The organism is Trueperella bernardiae (assembly GCF_001469025.1).
In the GTDB taxonomy this organism is placed as follows: Bacteria; Actinomycetota; Actinomycetes; order Actinomycetales; family Actinomycetaceae; genus Trueperella; species Trueperella bernardiae.
Map to the genome: position 1 here is coordinate 199,770 of NZ_LNIZ01000002.1, position 16,663 is coordinate 216,432.

Below are 16,663 nucleotides of genomic sequence, written 5' to 3' on the forward strand. Positions count from 1 at the left end.
GCAGCCGGTACCGGGCACGACCTGGGGCCGGTGTCGGGCAGCGCGTGGGCCGGCGGCACGGATTATCGGCGTCCGGCCCGGCGGATCCCAAGCCTCACCCCTAATTGGGAAGAGCCAATTAAATTCACTGGACGATTTTGGCGCCATCTTTCCTATATGAGGTCATGGCGTCAAAATCGTCCACTGTTGTTAAGTGGCTCGCTCGATTGGGTATCAGAGCCTTGGTTTAATAGGCAAAATGTGGGTCTAATACTTGGATTTTTCGTTGCTAGGACACGGAAAGTCCGGGTCTTTGAGGGCTAGCTTGCGAGGGCGTGGCAAGGCCCGAAATTGTTTAGTCATTCGCGGACAAGGAAAAGCCCGGAAACGTTGATTTCGCGCGGTTTCCGGGCGCTGGGCGGAGATGGCGGGATTTGAACCCGCGAGCCACGTTTCCACGGCTACTCCCTTAGCAGGGGAGCGCTTTCGACCACTCAGCCACATCTCCAGGCTTGATCAGAATAGCGGATATCGCCCGGGCGGCGCCAATTTACCGCAGCCCCGGCGCCGTCAGGCGCGTCGCTGTCGTGCAAGCCATGCGTCCCTGGTCATCGCGTTGACGTGAACGGTTCGCTTCTCGTGTAACCGCGGGATGTCGACGTCGTGGAGAGTCTCAACATGCACGAAGCCGAGCTTTTCCTGGACGCGCTTTGACTGGGTGTTGCCGTCGTAGAACCTGCACCAGACCTTAGTGATGCCGATGTCTTCAAAGGCGTGGCGAAGAATCTCCCGGGCGGCTTCCGGTGTGAGCCCACGGCCCCAGTACGGTTGGCCGATCCAAAAGCCGAGGTTGCACTCGTCGGCGGGTGTGTCCTTGCTGTCGACCTTGAGTTCGATAGATCCGATAAGTCTGCCGTCATCTTTCAGGCACATGGCATACGCCTCCGGGCCGTCCAGGAAGTTTCTGATGATTCCGAGGCTTTCCTCAACGCTCTTATGCGGTGGCCACCCGGCCATCGGACCTATGGCGGGGGCGCTGGCGTAGTGGAAGAGGTCGGTTGCGTCGCGTTCTTCCCATTGGCGCAAGAGTAGTCGTTCGGTCTCAAGTGTCATGTTCGCTTACCTCTACTCCTTGGCGGGCGCGGCGTATCCAATCGGCAGGAGCGAGAATCGGAAGTCGTAGCGGATCGCGCCCGGCCCGGCATCGGCGGGCTTGGCGTCGGCTGGCCCGGTGCCTGCCGGCTGGGTGTCTTCGTCCGGCGTCGCCGGGCGCCCCACATACCGCTCGACAAGTGCGGAAAGTTCGTCGGCGAGTGTGCGGGCGTCGTCGAGGCTGAGGGTGAGGACGGTGTCGCCGTTGGCGAAGGGGAGGACGACGCCGGCGTCACGCTGCTGGGCGGCGAAGGCCTCTGAGCGGTCGCGGACGTGCTGGTCGAGGAGGGTGAGCGCGGCGGTGAGGCCGGGGGCGAGCTCCGGGTCGTCGACCTGCCACCCGCCCGGGACGGCGGACCACCAGGTTTCGCGGGCGTCGTCGCCGGGCTGCTTGGTCACGACGCCGGCCGCCCAGAGTTTCTTCAGGTGGTAGGAGACCTTGTTGGGCGCGAGTTCCACGGCCTGCGCGAGGTCGGAGGTGCGGGCGCGCCCGGCTGCCGTGATCTCGTACAGGAGCTTGAGCCGCACGGGATTGGCCAGCGCGGCCACGACCTCCGGGGTGGCTATGTTCGTCATAGCTCCACATTAGACCACTCGCCTGGGCGCGGCAGCGAGCGCACCCGCGGCATCGCCGACCAGGTGAGCAAAGGCACGACCATCACCACGATGAACGCCGCCATAGCCACGCTGTAGGCACCCCGGTCGAGCAGCACGCCGGCCAGGGTGGGGCCGGCCGCCATCGGCAACGACGTGATCAGCCCAAACGCCGCCCATAGCCGGCCCTGCATGTGGTCGGGCGCCGTGGAGAAAATGATGGAGTGGTGGCCCGCAGTGGTGATCGCGGCCATGAGGTACAGGCCCATGCACGGGATGATCACCACGAGCTCGCGGCTGAACACCGCCGGGATCAGCACCAACGCCGACGCCGGAATGGCCACCGTGAACACCCGCCCCGTGCGGAAGCGGTTCGAATACCGGCCCGCCAGCGCGGATCCGACCAGTGCAAACACCGCGATCGCCATGTTATAGCCCGCGATTGTGCCCGGCGACCGGCCGTCCAGCACCAGCGCGTACGTGATCGCGTGCTGCGCGCCGAGGAACCCGATGTTCGCCACTGACAGTGGTGCCAGCAATTGCAAGATCGTGGGGTGTTCGCGCAGGTAGGCGAAGCCGTCGCGGACGTCGGTGGTGAAGGTGGTCCACGCTTTCACGACGACGGTCGGGCCGGTGGCGTCGTCGACGCGGGTGGTGGCCGGGGCAGGTGCTGTGGTGGAGGCTGGTTCGGCGGGGGTGGCCGGTTCGGCGGGGGTGTGCGCGGGCGGAGGTCGCGGCGGATGAGGGAGCCGCACAGGCCAAGGAGGAGGTAGCCGACAACTGAGGCGGCGAAGGGTGCCCACGCGCCCAGGGCGTAGAGGGCGGCGCCGATGGGTGGGGCGCCGAGTTCGATGGTGGCGTCGCGGCCGTGGTTGGCGGCGCTGGCCTTGACGAGGTCCTCGCCGTGGACAAGCGTGCGGAGGATCGCGTCCGTGACCTGGCCAAACAGGCCGGCGTTGATGGCGCCCAGCGAGGTCAGCGTGATGAGGACGGGGAAGCTGAGGGCGCCGGTGACGAAGAGAATCGCGACCGCTGACCAGATGACCGTGCCGAGCGTGGCAAAGAGGTAGAGGATCTTGCGGCGGTCCACCCGGTCGGCGATCACGCCGCCCGGCACCATGCAAATGATGCCGATGACCTGGGAGGCCGTGGCGATGAGGCCCGCCTGCGTGGCCGAGCCGGTGAGGGCGACGACTGCGAGCGGAAGCGCAAAAGCGCGCAGGGCGCCGGCGAGCTGAGAGGAGGTGTCGCCGACGAACCAGGCTCGGTAGTCGTGCTGGCGCCACAGGGATTGGGTTGGGGTTTGGGTGGTGGGTGCGGTATCTGGGGTGATCATGGGACCAGCCTAATGCGGCAATTATAATTGTGCAAATAACGTTGAATTAATGGGGTGTTAAAGGGTGGAGTGCGCTGGAAGTGGGCTGCTAGCGGGTTGGTGTGGCTAACTCGTGAGTCTGAGAGTTTTCGTTTCCAAAATCGGCCATTCGGAGCAAATCCTCATGATTTGTCTACGTGAGCCTTGGCGCCCTGCCCGACCGCGCCCGCGAGCATGTCAGTCACGGCGTTAGCCATGAACGCTGAGAAGGAGGCCCGGAAAGGGCGAGGCGTCGCCCTTTCCGGGCCGGTGGCGGAGGGTGGGGGATTCGAACCCCCGATACGGGATCGCCGTATAACGGTTTTCAAGACCGCCTCATTCGGCCGCTCTGACAACCCTCCAGCGCTCGCGCCGCACGCGCGAGCTACGTGTCATTCTGGCACGTTGGCCGACCCCCTGCCAAAAACTGCCGCCCAATTCGCCCGGCCAGGGGAGAAGGACACGCGGGACGAAGTAGATAATGAGGGGAGAAAGGAGCCAGGTGGTGGAAAGAAAGGCGTCAGGCCAGCCCCGCCTACAGCAGGGCCTCGAGCACGACGGCCAGGCCGTCGTCGTCGACATGGGGCGCCATGGCGTCGGCGAACTCGCGAATGTAGGGGCGGGAATTGGCCATGACGATGCCGGTGTCGGCCCAGGCGAGCATTTCGCAGTCGTTGCCGGAGTCGCCGACGGTCAGGGTCCGCCGCGCGCCCACGATCTTTTGCACGTCGGCGAGCCCCACGGCTTTGGAGATCCCGGCGGGTGCGAGGTCCATCCACGCCGACCACCCCACGGCGTACTCGATGCCGCGTAGCCCGAGCGCCTCAATGGCGTCGAGCAGTTCCATGGCGGTCATGTGGGGTGCGCGGATGGTGACGCGCGTGGTGTCGGGGCCCACCAGCTGGTCAGGCGCGGAGAGCACCACGTTGCCGGAGAGCTCGCCGACCGGGAAGGGTGCGGAGATGCGGGTGGCGGAGCTCATGGACTCGACGGCAATGGCGGCGTCGGGAAGCCCTACGAGGACTTTGGCGATTTCGGCGCTGGGGTCGAAGGTGTGGACGCGGACGATGTGGACGGCCCGGTCGGTGATGTCGGGGGAGACGGGCGTGGTGGGCGCGAGCCCCGGGTCCTCGCCGAACGCGGCGATGATCGCGCCGTTCGAGCACACGGCGTAGACGCCGCTGAGTCCAAGCGCGTCGAGCGCCAGCTGCGTGCCGGCGATCCCGCGCCCGGTGGCGATCACGACGTGCGTGCCCGCGGCTACGTGGGCGAGGATCGCGTCGCGGACGCGGGGCGAGAGTGAGGTGTCGTGGTGGAAGATCGTGCCGTCGACGTCGAGCCCGATAAGCAGATCGGGTCCGGCCGCGAGGCCGGAAAGGGCGTCACTTAGCTCGCGCATTGTTATGCCTGCAGCCCCCGGACCGGCTCAATGACCTCGCGTCCGCCCAGGTAGGGTCGGAGCGCGTGTGGCACGTAGAGCGAGCCGTCGGCCTGCTGGTGGTTTTCGAACATGGCCACGAGCCAGCGGGTGGTGGCGAGGGTGCCGTTGATGGTGGCCACGGCCTCCATCCCGTCCTCCCCGCGCTGGCGGATCTTGAGGCGGCGCGCCTGGAAGGTGGTGCAGTTCGAGGTGGAGGTGACCTCCATGAAGCGGTTCTGGGAGGGCAACCAGGCCTCGCAGTCGAACTTGCGGGCGGCGGAGGCGCCGAGGTCGCCTGCGGCGGTGTCGATCACGCGGTAGGGCAGCTCCACCTTGGCGAGCATGTCCTCTTCCCAGCCGAGGAAACGGGCGTGCTCGGCTTCGGCGTCGGCGGCGTCGCAGAAAGAGAACATTTCCACCTTGTTGAATTGGTGGACACGGATGATGCCGCGGGTGTCCTTGCCGTGCGATCCGGCTTCGCGCCGGTAGCAGGTGGACCAGCCGGCGTAGCGCTTGGGGCCGGCGGTGAGGTCGAGGATTTCGTTTTCGTGGTAGCCAGCGAGTGCCACTTCGGAGGTGCCGGTGAGGTAGAGGTCGTCGGCGGGGAGGTAGTAGATTTCGTCGGAGTGCGCGCCGAGGAAGCCGGTTCCGCCCATGACTTCCGGCTTGACCAGCGTGGGCGTGTTCATGAGTTTGAAGCCGTTGGCTTCGGCCTGGTCGGCGGCCATGGTGAGCAGCGCCAGTTCGAGGCGCGCGCCGATGCCGGTGAGGTAGTAGAAGCGCGCGCCGGAGACCTTCGCGCCGCGTTCCATGTCAAGCGCGTCGATGCCCTCGGCGACGTCGAGGTGGTCCTTGACCTGCACGCCTTCGGCGGCGAAGTCGCGGATTTTCCCGACCTCGCGCAGCACCACGTAGTCGTCCTCGCCGCCGGCGGGCACGCCGTCGACGATGATGTTTTGCAGCTTGAGCATGGCCTCCTGGAAGGCGGCCGCGGCGGAGTCGGACTTCGCTTCGAGCGCCTTGACCTGTTCGGCCATTTCCTTGGCCTTGGCCAGGATCGCGGGGCGTTCCTCGGGGCTGGCCTTGCCAACCGTGCGGGAGAGCGCCTTTTGTTCCGCACGCAGGTCCTCGAACTCCTGGAGCGACGATCGGCGGGCCTCGTCGGCGGCGAGCACGGAGTCGACGTCGGACTCCGCGGCCCCGCGGGCGCGCTGGGAGGCCTTTACTTGTTCGGGATTGTCGCGGATGGTGCGGATATCGATCATGCCTCAAGGATATGCCTTGGCTTACGAACGGGGCAATTGACGTCCGGAACGCTCGGTGCGCGGGCGGGGTGTGAGGGACGACGGCGGCCGGCTTGCGCTCCCCGTTGTGGTGGCGTTGGGCGCGGCTTGCGTCGCCTGCGACGCGGGCGGACCGGGAGAAAAGGGCGCATTTGCGGGCCGGGGAAGAATTGTCGGAGGGTGGGGATAGGATGATTTCATGGATTGGGGAATCGTTGTCGGAGTGCTCGGCCTGGTGGTCGGGCTTTTTGCGCTGTGGTCGGCGGCGCGGGTGAATTCGTCGGCCGATTCCTTGCGCCTCAAGTGTGATGCGAATGAGGCGGAGATTGACGCGCTGCGGGAGCTGGTGGATCCGGGCGGGGGCGCCGCGGAGGCGGAGCCCCCGCCCGGGAAGCAGGCGGGCCCTGTGGTTGTCTTTAATCCGACGAAGAAGACGGATTTTGACTACCTGAAGACCCTGCTGGCCAGAGTCGCCGCGGATGCGGACTTGCCGGAGCCGATCTGGCTACCCACCACCGCGGAGGATCCCGGCGGCGGGCAGACCCGCCAGGCGCTGGAGATGGGCGCCTCGGTGGTGATCGCCGCGGGTGGGGATGGCACGGTGCGCAATGTGGCCGAGGTGCTGGCCGGCACGGGCACGCCGCTCGGCCTGCTCCCGGTGGGTACGGGCAACCTGCTGGCCCGCAATCTTGACCTGCCGTTCACCTCCGCCCGGCGCATGGCAGTCACCGCGCTGACCGGGCAGGAGACCACGATTGACGTGGGGTGGCTGGAAATCCCCGAGGGCGCCCCGGCGCCGCCCGCGCCGGATGCGCCCGGGGCTGGCGAGTCCACGGATCCCGATGCCTCCCAGGCGGCCAAGCCGGGCAAGTATGCCTTCTTGGTGGTGGCCGGCTTGGGTTTCGATGCTGACATCATGGCGGCTGCCGATGAAGAATCGGAGCTAAAGGCCAAGATCGGCTGGCTGGCCTACGTCAAGGCCGCGATGCCGTACCTGTGCGCGGACAGGATGTCGGCCACGATCACCGCTGGCCAGGAGGGGCAGCCGGTGCAGGTAGAGGCCCGCTCGGTCATGCTGCTCAACTGCGGGCAGCTGGTGGGCGGCCTGCTCCTCGACCCGCACACCCGCCCGGATGACGGGTGGCTTGAACTCGGAGTGCTCGACATCCGCCGCGGCCTCATCGGCTGGGTGGACGTGGCGCGCAAAGTCGGTTTCAACGGGCTGGGCCTAAAGCCGGTGAGCATGCCGGGGGTGCAGCCCTCGGGGGACCTCCACATTCACCGCATCAGCTCGGCCACCGTGGTGGCCGAATCCGCCCAACTTGTCCAGGTGGATGGCGACGTGCTGGGCGCCGCCACCACGATCTCCGGTTACATCGACAAGGGCGCGCTGCGCGTGCGCGTGGTGTAACGCGCCCGGCGCGCGAGCCCGCGCTGACCGCCCGCCACATCCGCGGGCCCGGTAAGCCCTACAGCGAGCGCTCCACCAGTGCGTCGACCCAGGCGCGGGCGCCGATGAAGTCGTCGTCGGCGGTGCCGGGCCGCAGCCGGATGCTCTTGTGGGCCGCGGACGGGTAGGACCCGAGGAACGTCACCTTGGGGCACACCCGGTGCAAGCCGAGTAGCACGGCCTGGATGCGTTCGTCCATGAGGTGCCCCTCGGCGTCGATCGAAAAGGCGTACCGGCCGAGTGAATCGCCGATCGGCCGCGACTCGATCCTCGACAGGTTCACCCCGCGTGCCTTGAACTGTTCGAGCATGTTGAGCAGGGCGCCGGCCTCGTCGGTGGGCAGTTGCACCATGAGCGTGGTCTTGTCCGCGCCCGTGCGCTCGGGTAACTTGCCGGCCTTGCCGATGAGGACGAAGCGGGTGACGGCGTCGTGGTTGTCGGCCACGGCGTCGGACAGCGACTCCAGCCCGTACTGCTGGGCGGCCAGCTTCGACACGAGCGTGGCCTGGAAGCCCGGGTTCTCCTCGCGCGCCAGTTTTTCGGCGCCGGCCGCGGTGGACGACGCGGGCAGGTGGACGACGTCGGGAAGATGCTCCCCCAACCAGTTGCGGCACTGCGTCCACGCGGCGTTATGGGTGGAGATGTGGGTGATGTCCTCCATCTTCGTGCCCGGCCGTACGGCAAGCGTGAACGCGATGTCCACCAGCACCTCGGCGTAAATGAGCAGGTCGGAGCCGGCGGCGAGCGTGTCGAGCGTGGCGTTAATCCCGCCCTCCACCGAGTTCTCGATCGGCACCACGGCGTAGTCGGCCTCCCCGGCGCGCACCATCTTGATGGCGCGCGGCGAGTCGATCGCGGGAATGTGGACCGACTCCTCCTCAGTGGAGATCTCGTTCAGCGCCTGCTGGGTGAACGTGCCGCGCGGGCCGAGAAACGAAAAACGAAGCTTGCTCATGGCCGCTAGTCTACCCGGGGCACGCTAGGCTAAATCTCATGGCAAAAAGCATGAGACTCGGGCGCGCCGGCATCGCGATCGTTGTGGGCACGGCGCTCGCGTTGCTCGCCTCGATCCTCCTCCCGCTCCTGCGCCCCGACCCCGAGCCGATGCCGCGCGGTAACAAGGTCGTGTTCGTTGGGATGACCGGCCTGCCGTGGGAAGCGGTCGGCCCGCGCACCCCCACGCTCCTCGCCCTCGCCGAGGACTCCGCCATCGCCAACGTCTCCGTCCGCACCTTCGACCTCACCACCTGCTCGCTCGCCGGCTGGGCCACGCTGAACACGGGCGTGCGCACGCGAGGCCTCGCCGACTCCCAGCAGCCCTGCCAGGAATACGGCGGCACGTTCGTAGGGCGCAGCCTCAGCCAGGACGGCCGCCTGGGCGTGTGGGACACGCTCCTCGAACACAACGAATCCAACCCGCTCCGCCCGGCCTTCGGCGCGCTCGCCACCACGGTCACCGACGCCGGGCTCAGCGTCGCCTCCATCGGCGGCGGTGGCGCGGTTGCCATCGCCGACGACGACGGCCGCCCCCTCGGCCCCGCTCTCGCCGTCTCCTCCTACGGCACGGTCAACCAGGTGGTCGAGGCCTACGAGCTGGTCAGCGACGCCGACCTCGTGGTCATCGACCTGGGCAGCGCTCACCGCGACACCACCCCCTCCTCCCACCTCGAGGCCGCGCTCGTCCCGCCCGGCCAGGTGTCGGCCCACACCCGCGCGGTCGCCGAAACGATAGACAGCCAGCTCGGCGAGCTCATCGCCACCCTCGAACCCGGCACCACCCTCATCGTGTCCTCCATCGGCGACTCCGACCGGCGCGCCGCCCGCCTGCAGATCTTCCTTGAAACCGTGATCGGCGAATCCCACCACGGGCTCGCCACCTCGGCGTCCACCCGCAAGGGCGGCCTCATCCAAAACGTCGACGTCCACGCCGCCATCCTCGACGCCCTCGGCCTCACCGCCCCCGCCACCTCCGCCGGCGCCGCCGTCACCTTCCTCGCCTCCGACGCCGGGCCGGCCACCCTCGTCGACGCCAACGACCGCGCGATCATGACCCGCGCCGTCGTCGTCCTCTTCTACCTCCTCTTCGTGTTCGGGGCCGCCCTCATTTTTGCCGCCATGATCATCACGATCCGCGGCGGGCGCTTTGGCCTCCACCACGTCTTCGCCCTCGGCGTCGTAGCCGCCATGCCCGTGGCCTCCTTCCTCATCAACCTCTTGCCCTGGTGGCGGGCCGGCCGCTTCTCCACGATCAGCTTCACGGTCGGCGTCATCCTCATTGCCCTGGTCATCGCGGAACTGGCGATGCTCGTGGTGCGGCGCGCCACCCGGCGTCGGCTCGCCGAGGAGCAGGCGGAAACCGGCCAGACCAGCGACGTCCTCACTGCCCCCGACGCCGGCGGCCTACCCGCCATCGCGCTTGGCCCCGTCCTCATCGCGTGCCTCACCGCGGTGGTGATTGGCGTGGACGCCATGCTCGGCTCCCACCTGCACGCCAGCTCCGTGCTCGGCGACCAACCCCAATCCGGCGGGCGCTTTTACGGCATCTCAAACGCCCCCTTCGCCATCTGGGCTGTGTCAATGATCTTCCTCGCCGTGGTGGCGGCCCGCGTGCTGGCGGGGAGGTGGATCGCGGTCGGCGTCGTGAGCCTGCTCGGATCCGTGGCGATCTTCATCAACGGCGCCCCACACATCGGCGCCGACTTCGGCGGCCCGCCCCCACTACTCATCGGCTTCCTGCTCCTCATCCTCATGATGCGAGGCGTGCGGATCACGTCGCTGCGGGTGATCGTGGTGGGGGTGGCGGCGGCCGCGCTCGCGGTCGGGATCTCTTGGCTCGACTGGCTCCGCCCCGACCCCACCCACCTCGGCCACTTCTTCCAATCCCTCCTCGACGGGCAGGCGCTCGACGTCGTGGCGCGCAAAGCCCACCAGCTCTTCACGCAGGTGCCGTGGCCCAGCTGGATTGTGGCCGCAGTGGTGTTGACCGGGGTAGTGGTGGCCGTGCGTCGGGCCGGCCTCGATCCCCTGCGCGACCGCACCGACTTCCCCGAACTGCGCGCCGGCGCCATTGCCGCCATCACCACGCTACTCATCGCCATGCTCATCAACGACTCCGGCCTGGTCATCCCGCTCATCGGCGGGATCTACATGGGCGGCCTGTGGGTGATCGCCGGGCTCGACGGCACCGAAAACGAGCGCTACGGGCGCAACGTCTTCGAAACGCCCCTGTCCAAAGAGCACGCGCGTGGCTAACTGGTGAGTGTGAGCAGTTTCGTTCGAAAAACCGGCGGTTTCGGGCCCAAATTCGCTAGTTAGTAACGGGCCGGCCCGCGCTCACCCTACTTGATGGCGCGGAACGGCACGCCCGGCTCGGGAACCTGCCCGGAGCGCTTGCGCGAATGGACCCGGACGCCCCGCATCCGGCGGGCGGTCACGGCCCGGACGACGTCGGCGTACTGGCTGGCCCGGTGCAACTGACCCGCGAGGTCGTTGCCCGAGGGCCGGTGGTAAAGCTTGCACGCGATCTCCTGCACGGTGAAACCCTGGGTGAGCAGGTCGATCGTCATCCCGACCTCCACGCCCCACCCCGGGGCGAGCGGGTGAGCAGCTTCCACGGCCTCGCGCGTGAGGCACCGCTGGCCGGACAGGGGTTGCTGCGCCTCCCAGCCCGTCAGCTTCTTGATCCAACGCCGCGCGTACCCGGTCACCATGCCGTGCCCGCCGGCGCCGGCCTGCGGGGGAAGGTAGGCGATCGTCATGTCGACCTCGCCCGCCAGCACGGGCGCCACCAGAGGGGCGCACTCGATGGCGGAGTCGCCGAGGTCGGCGTCGAGGAAGAGGAGCGTGCGGGGCGTGGCGTCTTCGGCGTCGCGCATCGCCACCACAGATGCGCCCGTCTCCAGTGCCGAGGCCTTGCCACGGTTGACCGAGTGGCGAACCACCGTGGCGCCGGCGGCGCGGGCGACGGAACGCGTGTCATCGTCGGAGCCGTCGTCCACCACCACGATGAGGTCAACCTTGGGAATGGCGCGCGCGGCACGGATCGTCGCGCCGATGCGCTCCGCCTCATCTTTGGCCGGAATAACGACTGCTACACGTTCGCCCTTCACACGTAAAGTCTAACCATTCCAGGTAAAGAATGTGCAAAGGAATGCGCGAACGTGCAGGAAGTTATCGCAGAGTCACCTGGCGGGAAATGATGCCCGACCGGGTGCGGCGCTCCTCGGGGGAGAGCGGCTCGTCGGATGTGATCGCAGCGATCAGCACCTTCTCGAAGTTGGCCAGCGGGCCCTCGAGCTCCTCCGCCTCGGTGCCCGGGGCCAGCTCGAAGACGGGGATGAGCAGGCCGAGCGCGCGGAAGGCGCCGACGAACCGGGCGTCGTCAAACGTGAGCTCGCGCTTGAAGTGTAGGCGGGCAAGGCCGTCGAGCACCTTATCCTCCGATTCGGGGCGCACCCAGCGCAGGAACTCGCGCTGCATGCGGCACCAGTAGGCGCCCTCCACGCCCTCCACCTGGGTGGTGGGGACCATCTGGTCGGAGGTCTGCTGGATTGCGGCCTGCACGTTGGGATCCTGCGCGTCCTCCGCGTCCACCCAGTACCCGAACGAATCGAGGATCGTGAGCTCGCCGGCGCTGTCCGCATCGAGCACGTCCTGCAGGCGCGGGCCGGGCTCGGGCAGGTCGGCGTGCAGGATGGACTCTCCCGGCTCCAGCTCGAGCGCCTTGACCAGACGGTCTGCGATGTCGAGCGACGCATCTCCCGACGACGTCACCGCTTGCACCGCCACCAGAACTTCGCCGTTCTTGCGGCGCAGCGCCGCCCCCATGCCCGGCAGGATAGTGACGAAGGTGACCTCGCGCGAGCCGTACTCCGGCGTGGTGATCACCGTCAGCGTGGCCGCCGGGATGATCTCGCGCATCGCCACCAGCTCCGCCTCGAACGGCAGGCCCTCAAACGGGCGGTCAACAAACTGGATACGGGGCCTCTTCGGCTTGGCTTCCTTGTTACGGCGGCTGGACTTGCCCATCAAAAGTTCCTGTTCTGTCGGTGCGCGGCGCCGATGCGGGCGCGTTTGGACCAAGACTAGCAAATGCGCTGGCCGCCTTCGGGCGGCGGCGGGCGCCTGTGGATAGACTGGGCTTGTGAATCTTGCAATCTTTATGGCCACCTCCGCTGACCCTACCGCCGTCAAAATCATCCAGTATGTCGGCATTTTCGCCGTCGCGTTCGGCATCGGGGTCCTTGCGCGGCGCTGGTGGAATAACCGGTAACAACGGCGCCCGCGTGGCTGGCCGTCAAATCTCAGGACTCTGAGGCCGGATCGGCCGATTTTGGCAACGAAAAGCTACAGGGTCCTGACATATGACGAGGGTCAGTAGCGCGTGGCGGTGCTGGTGGCGTCGAGCGCCCAGGAAATCGTGCGCTCGGTGTAGAACGTGCGCGCGGGGGCAGGGGAGAGCGAGAGGTCGTGCCGGCCGCCCGGCACCGCCAACAGCTCGACGTTCCGGCCGAGCTTCGGGGCCAGGCGGACCATGTCGCCCACGTTGAGGACCACGTCCGTGCTGTCCAGCTCGGCGCCGGTGGGCTTCTTAGGGTTGCCCGAGGCGCTCGAATGGGCAACGAGGATCGGCGTCGGGATGGCCAATCCGGCCGCGAGCTGGGCCTGCGCCCGGCGCACGCCCCTGAAGAACCCGGCCAGCACGGGCACGGAGTCGAGGGGCTTGTGGGCCGGATCGAAGCGGAACTCGCCGCCGTAGTCCACGTGAAGGCGGCGGGCGTAGGCGGGGTCGAGCTTGCCGATCCGCAACAGCGGTAGCCGCGCGCCCACCCGGTCCACCAGGGCGGTGAGCTGCTTCTTTTCCAGGTCCGGGCCGTTGTGGTCAAACCAGGGCGAGTTCAAGATGATCGCGTCCGCCGCGCCAGGGTGAGCCGCCGCGAAGATCGGCACCTGAAGGCCGCCCGTCGAATGCCCGATGAGGATCACCTTGTCCGCGCCCCACGCGCGCAGCACCTCAATCGCCCGGTCGATCTCCTCGTTGCGCACGGACATGTCGCGGATGTCGTCGCGGTGCCAGCCGATGAGCGCGCGGCCCGCCCGGCGCATGTCCAGGCCCACCAGGGCCACGCCCGCCTCCCGCCACGCCGCGGCATGCTCCACGTGGAAAAACGTGTCCACGAAGCCCGGGATCCACAGGGCCGCCATGCCCGTTCGGGCGACCAGGTCCGCGGCATCGACCTCATGGACCAACACGGCGAACTCAGTGCCGCCGCACGTCGAGCCGTGGGCGCGAGGGGCACCACCGTCGTCGTCGCGAAGATAAATCCTCCGGGCGCGCCAGGACGGGCCCAGGTAGTCCGGGCCGGGGGAGCCGAGCCAGCTAGGCGCGGGGGCGGCCACTAGTCGACGACGCCGTAGAGGCGATCGCCCGCATCGCCCAGGCCGGGGACGATGTAGCCCTTCTCGTTGAGGTGGTCGTCGACGGCGGCCACCACCACGCGCACGTTCGCGCGATCCCCCAGGTGCTCCTCGAGGGTGGCGAGGCCCTCCGGTGCGGCGAGGATGCAGATCGCGGTGACGTCGCGGGCGCCGCGCTCGAGCAGGTAATCGATCGACGCGATGAGGGTGTGGCCGGTGGCGAGCATCGGGTCGAGCACAAAGCACTGGCGGCCCGTCAGGTCATCCGGCAGGCGGTTCGCGTACGTGACTGCCTCCAGCGTCTCCTCATTGCGTTTGAGCCCAAGGAAGCCGACCTCGGCCGTGGGCATCAACTTCATCATGCCCTCGAGCATCCCCAAGCCCGCGCGCAAAATCGGCACGACGATCGGGGCCGGGGTGGCCATCGCGCGGCCCGTCATCGGAGCAACCGGGGTGACGATCTGCTTGTCCACCACCTCCACGTCGCGGGTGGACTCGTAGGACAGCAACATGATCAGCTCCTCGACAAGCTGGCGGAAAACCGTGCTGGGTGTCTTCTTATCGCGCAACACGGTGAGCTTGTGGGAGACGAGCGGGTGATCAATAACCTGGAGTTTCATAGCTCTAATCTACCGCGTTCAGGGCGGTTGCGTTTCTGGATCGATACGATGTCGGTATGGAAAAATCGTGGATCAACCTGGTGCTCGAGCTGGCCGGCGGCGCCGGGGCCGAGGGCGACGTCCCCGTCGCCGCCGTCGTCGTGGACGAGGCCGGACGGGAGATCGGGCGCGGGGTCAACACCCGTGAGATCGACCTCGATCCGGCCGGGCACGCCGAAATCAACGCGCTGCGCGAGGCCGGGCGGGCGCGCGGCTCGTGGAACCTGGCCGGGTGCACGCTGTATGTGACGCTCGAGCCGTGCACGATGTGTGCCGGGGCGATCGTAAACGCCCGGATCTCGCGGGTGGTGTTCGCGGCCTGGGATGAGAAGGCCGGCGCCGCCGGGTCCGTCCGCGACGTCCTGCGCGACGCCCGCCTCAACCACGAAGTCGAAGTATTCGGTGGGGTGGCCGAGGAACAGGCGGGGCGGCAGCTGCGGGAGTGGTTCGCCGCGCGGCGGGTGTAAGGGCTGGCCGGCCGGGTGTTCGAGCCGGCTCGCGACGCGGGGTGCGGGCCGTGGGGCGGCTCACCCCGAGGGCGAATTGCTCAGCGGCACGAAATTCGGTTAAGATGGCGTGCCGAGGTGGAGTGTCCGAGCGGCCGAAGGTGCAGCACTCGAAATGCTGTGTAGTTAATAGCTACCGCGGGTTCAAATCCCGCCTCCACCGCCAGAGTCCTCCGGTACGGGTTTGCCCGCGCCGGAGGATTTTTCATGCCCGACGACGCCCGGTCAAGCCCGGGGTCAAGCCTGGGGCCGGCGGACCGGGCGATTTCTCCGGTAAACATGGCGAACATCATGTGGTACTTGCGACCAGTGATCTACGGTCAGCCCGGGCTCGCGGGGTAGCCTGCCATACGGGGGAGTGGCCCGCCCAACCGGCCCACCCGGCCAACCGGCCCACTTGCACAACTACACAACGAGGGGACACACAGTGAGCACGCCAACACCAACGAGCAAGATGCCCACCCCCGTCATCGTCGGTTTCGCCCTGTTTGCCATGTTCTTCGGCGCGGGCAACTTGATCTTCCCGGTGATGATCGGCGCGAACTCGGTCGGCCACCTCCCGGCGGTCCTCCTGGGTTTCTTGCTGACGGGCGTCGTGCTACCGGTCTTAGCGATGGTGGTGAACGCCACCGAAACGGCCGGCGAGCTCCGGGCCGGCGGCGTCGCGATGCGCATCGGTCGACCGGCCGGCTTCCTGTTCACGCTGGCAATCTTCCTGTCGACGGGCATGCTGTACGCTGTGCCGCGCGTGGCCACGGTCGCCTACGAGATGTCCACTCGCCCGTTCGTTTCCGACGCCGCCCACACCTCCGGCACGCCTCTCCTCGTCTTCACGCTGGTGTTTTTCGCGGTCTCCACGCTGTACTTGGTCAATCCGCGCAAGGTCGTGGACCGCGTCGGCGGCGTCCTCACCCCGCTCCTCCTGGGCTTCCTCGCGCTCCTGATCGTCGGGGCCCTCATCCGCCTGCCGCAGATCGCGAACGCGGTGTCCACGGAGCCGTCGTCGCTGACCAGCGGCATGATCAAGGGCTACTACACGATGGACGTGCTGGCCACGTTCGTGTTCGGTGTCGTGATCGTGACGGAACTGAAGAAGCGCGGCGCCGCCACCCGCGCCGCCCGCATTGGTGGGATGATGAAGGCGGGCCTGGTGTCGGGGGCGTGCTTGGCCGTGGTGTACGTGGGCCTGGCCCTGATCGGCGCGCGCCAGGCGGGCATGGGTTTCACGAATGGCGCGGAGCTGCTCGCGTCCGTGGCGGGCCAGATATTTGGCTCGATGGGCCAGGTCATCTTCGGCATCATCACTTTGCTCGCCTGCCTCACGACGACGATCGGCCTCCTCACCGCCTCCACCGCCTACTTCACCCGGCTCCTGCGCGTGGTCCCGCGCCCGGTGGTGATCGCGGTGCAGATCGTGGTGTCGGTGGCGCTCGCGAACCTTGGCCTGGAGCGGATTCTCGAGTTTGTGGCCCCGCTCAACCAGTTCATTTACCCGATCGCGATCGTCATCGTGGTGTTGGGCTTGGTCGAGCTGGCGCTGCCCTTCGCCCTTGATTGGGCGTACAAGCTCGGCGCGCTCGCCGCCGCCGTGGTCGCGTTCGCCGAGGCCGGCCTGATCGCCGCCTCCGAGTGTTTCCTCGCGATCAAACCCGCCGTCGACGCCCTCCCCGCCTCCGACCTCCAGATGGGCTGGACGACGCCCGCCCTCGCGGCCATCGTCATCGGCTTTATTCTCGACGCCCGACGTCGTCGCCCCCGCCGCGCCTAGCCGCCACCGAACCCCTGCCCTGCGTTTCTCGTCACGCACAGTGTTTTCGCGTCACTTAAACGGCCGATTTTGGAGTGCACA

At 67.7% G+C, this 16,663-nt stretch carries 16 protein-coding genes and 3 tRNA genes; 6 read left to right on the forward strand and 13 right to left on the reverse strand.

What is annotated here, in order from left to right; translation table 11 throughout:
• Window positions 1-398: 398 nt before the first annotated feature.
• From AQZ59_RS02860 to serS, 8 genes are all read right to left on the reverse strand, one after another.
• Window positions 399-487 (reverse strand) — tRNA-Ser (locus tag AQZ59_RS02860).
• A 62-nt stretch (window positions 488-549) separates the two neighbouring features.
• Complete coding sequence (locus AQZ59_RS02865) at window positions 550-1,092, reverse strand: GNAT family N-acetyltransferase (protein WP_062612971.1); 543 nt, start codon at window positions 1,090-1,092, stop codon at window positions 550-552.
• A gap of 12 nt (window positions 1,093-1,104) precedes the next feature.
• Window positions 1,105-1,707: an ArsR/SmtB family transcription factor gene (locus AQZ59_RS02870; protein ID WP_062612973.1), complete on the reverse strand. Its 603-nt coding sequence runs from the start codon at window positions 1,705-1,707 to the stop codon at window positions 1,105-1,107.
• Window positions 1,704-2,342, reverse strand: coding sequence for an MFS transporter (locus AQZ59_RS02875; RefSeq protein ID WP_062612975.1), 639 nt, complete (start codon window positions 2,340-2,342; stop codon window positions 1,704-1,706). Before AQZ59_RS02875 ends, AQZ59_RS02870 begins: the two co-directional genes overlap by 4 nt.
• Window positions 2,339-3,061 (reverse strand): MFS transporter, encoded by a 723-nt coding sequence (locus AQZ59_RS02880; protein ID WP_062612977.1) that lies wholly within the window; start codon window positions 3,059-3,061, stop codon window positions 2,339-2,341. Before AQZ59_RS02880 ends, AQZ59_RS02875 begins: the two co-directional genes overlap by 4 nt.
• Window positions 3,062-3,350: 289 nt before the next feature.
• Window positions 3,351-3,441, reverse strand: a tRNA-Ser gene (locus AQZ59_RS02885).
• 173 nt (window positions 3,442-3,614) lie between these two features.
• The gene (locus tag AQZ59_RS02890) at window positions 3,615-4,478 is read right to left on the reverse strand and encodes an HAD family hydrolase (protein WP_062612979.1); all 864 of its coding nucleotides are present in this window, start codon (window positions 4,476-4,478) and stop codon (window positions 3,615-3,617) included.
• A gap of 2 nt (window positions 4,479-4,480) precedes the next feature.
• Complete coding sequence (gene serS, locus AQZ59_RS02895) at window positions 4,481-5,764, reverse strand: serine--tRNA ligase (protein ID WP_062612981.1); 1,284 nt, start codon at window positions 5,762-5,764, stop codon at window positions 4,481-4,483.
• 217 nt (window positions 5,765-5,981) lie between these two features.
• Here serS and AQZ59_RS02900 point away from each other — a divergent pair, with 217 nt between their 5' ends.
• On the forward strand, window positions 5,982-7,193 hold the full coding sequence (locus AQZ59_RS02900; RefSeq protein WP_062612983.1) for a diacylglycerol/lipid kinase family protein: 1,212 nt from the start codon (window positions 5,982-5,984) through the stop codon (window positions 7,191-7,193).
• Between the two features lie 58 nt (window positions 7,194-7,251).
• Here the strand turns inward: AQZ59_RS02900 and pheA are convergent, their stop codons facing one another.
• A complete protein-coding gene (gene pheA / locus AQZ59_RS02905; RefSeq protein WP_062612985.1) occupies window positions 7,252-8,187 on the reverse strand; it encodes a prephenate dehydratase in 936 nt (311 codons plus the stop codon).
• A gap of 50 nt (window positions 8,188-8,237) precedes the next feature.
• Between pheA and AQZ59_RS02910 the strand changes: the two genes are divergently transcribed.
• Window positions 8,238-10,484, forward strand: coding sequence for a hypothetical protein (locus AQZ59_RS02910; RefSeq protein WP_062612987.1), 2,247 nt, complete (start codon window positions 8,238-8,240; stop codon window positions 10,482-10,484).
• 86 nt (window positions 10,485-10,570) lie between these two features.
• On the opposite strand, the gene AQZ59_RS02915 is transcribed toward AQZ59_RS02910, so the two are convergent.
• A complete protein-coding gene (locus AQZ59_RS02915) occupies window positions 10,571-11,341 on the reverse strand; it encodes a glycosyltransferase (RefSeq protein WP_062612989.1) in 771 nt (256 codons plus the stop codon).
• A 61-nt stretch (window positions 11,342-11,402) separates the two neighbouring features.
• Window positions 11,403-12,260: a DUF5926 family protein gene (locus tag AQZ59_RS02920; RefSeq protein WP_062612991.1), complete on the reverse strand. Its 858-nt coding sequence runs from the start codon at window positions 12,258-12,260 to the stop codon at window positions 11,403-11,405.
• Window positions 12,261-12,375: 115 nt separating this feature from the next.
• On the opposite strand from AQZ59_RS02920, the gene AQZ59_RS09785 reads away from it, so the two are divergent.
• A complete protein-coding gene (locus AQZ59_RS09785; protein WP_256359270.1) occupies window positions 12,376-12,504 on the forward strand; it encodes a hypothetical protein in 129 nt (42 codons plus the stop codon).
• A 101-nt stretch (window positions 12,505-12,605) separates the two neighbouring features.
• Here AQZ59_RS09785 and AQZ59_RS02925 read toward each other — a convergent pair whose 3' ends face one another.
• A complete protein-coding gene (locus tag AQZ59_RS02925; RefSeq protein ID WP_062612993.1) occupies window positions 12,606-13,631 on the reverse strand; it encodes an alpha/beta hydrolase in 1,026 nt (341 codons plus the stop codon).
• Window positions 13,631-14,269 (reverse strand): uracil phosphoribosyltransferase, encoded by a 639-nt coding sequence (upp, locus tag AQZ59_RS02930; RefSeq protein ID WP_062612995.1) that lies wholly within the window; start codon window positions 14,267-14,269, stop codon window positions 13,631-13,633. Before upp ends, AQZ59_RS02925 begins: the two co-directional genes overlap by 1 nt.
• 56 nt (window positions 14,270-14,325) lie before the next feature.
• Here upp and AQZ59_RS02935 point away from each other — a divergent pair, with 56 nt between their 5' ends.
• The 3 genes from AQZ59_RS02935 (at window position 14,326) to brnQ (ending at window position 16,582) form a co-directional block, all read left to right on the forward strand.
• Complete coding sequence (locus AQZ59_RS02935) at window positions 14,326-14,775, forward strand: nucleoside deaminase (protein WP_062612997.1); 450 nt, start codon at window positions 14,326-14,328, stop codon at window positions 14,773-14,775.
• Window positions 14,776-14,891: 116 nt separating this feature from the next.
• A tRNA-Ser gene (locus AQZ59_RS02940) sits at window positions 14,892-14,980 on the forward strand.
• A 261-nt stretch (window positions 14,981-15,241) separates the two neighbouring features.
• Window positions 15,242-16,582, forward strand: a complete 1,341-nt coding sequence (gene brnQ / locus AQZ59_RS02945) for a branched-chain amino acid transport system II carrier protein (RefSeq protein ID WP_143602102.1) — start codon at window positions 15,242-15,244, stop codon at window positions 16,580-16,582.
• The last annotated feature ends 81 nt before the right edge of the window (window positions 16,583-16,663 follow it).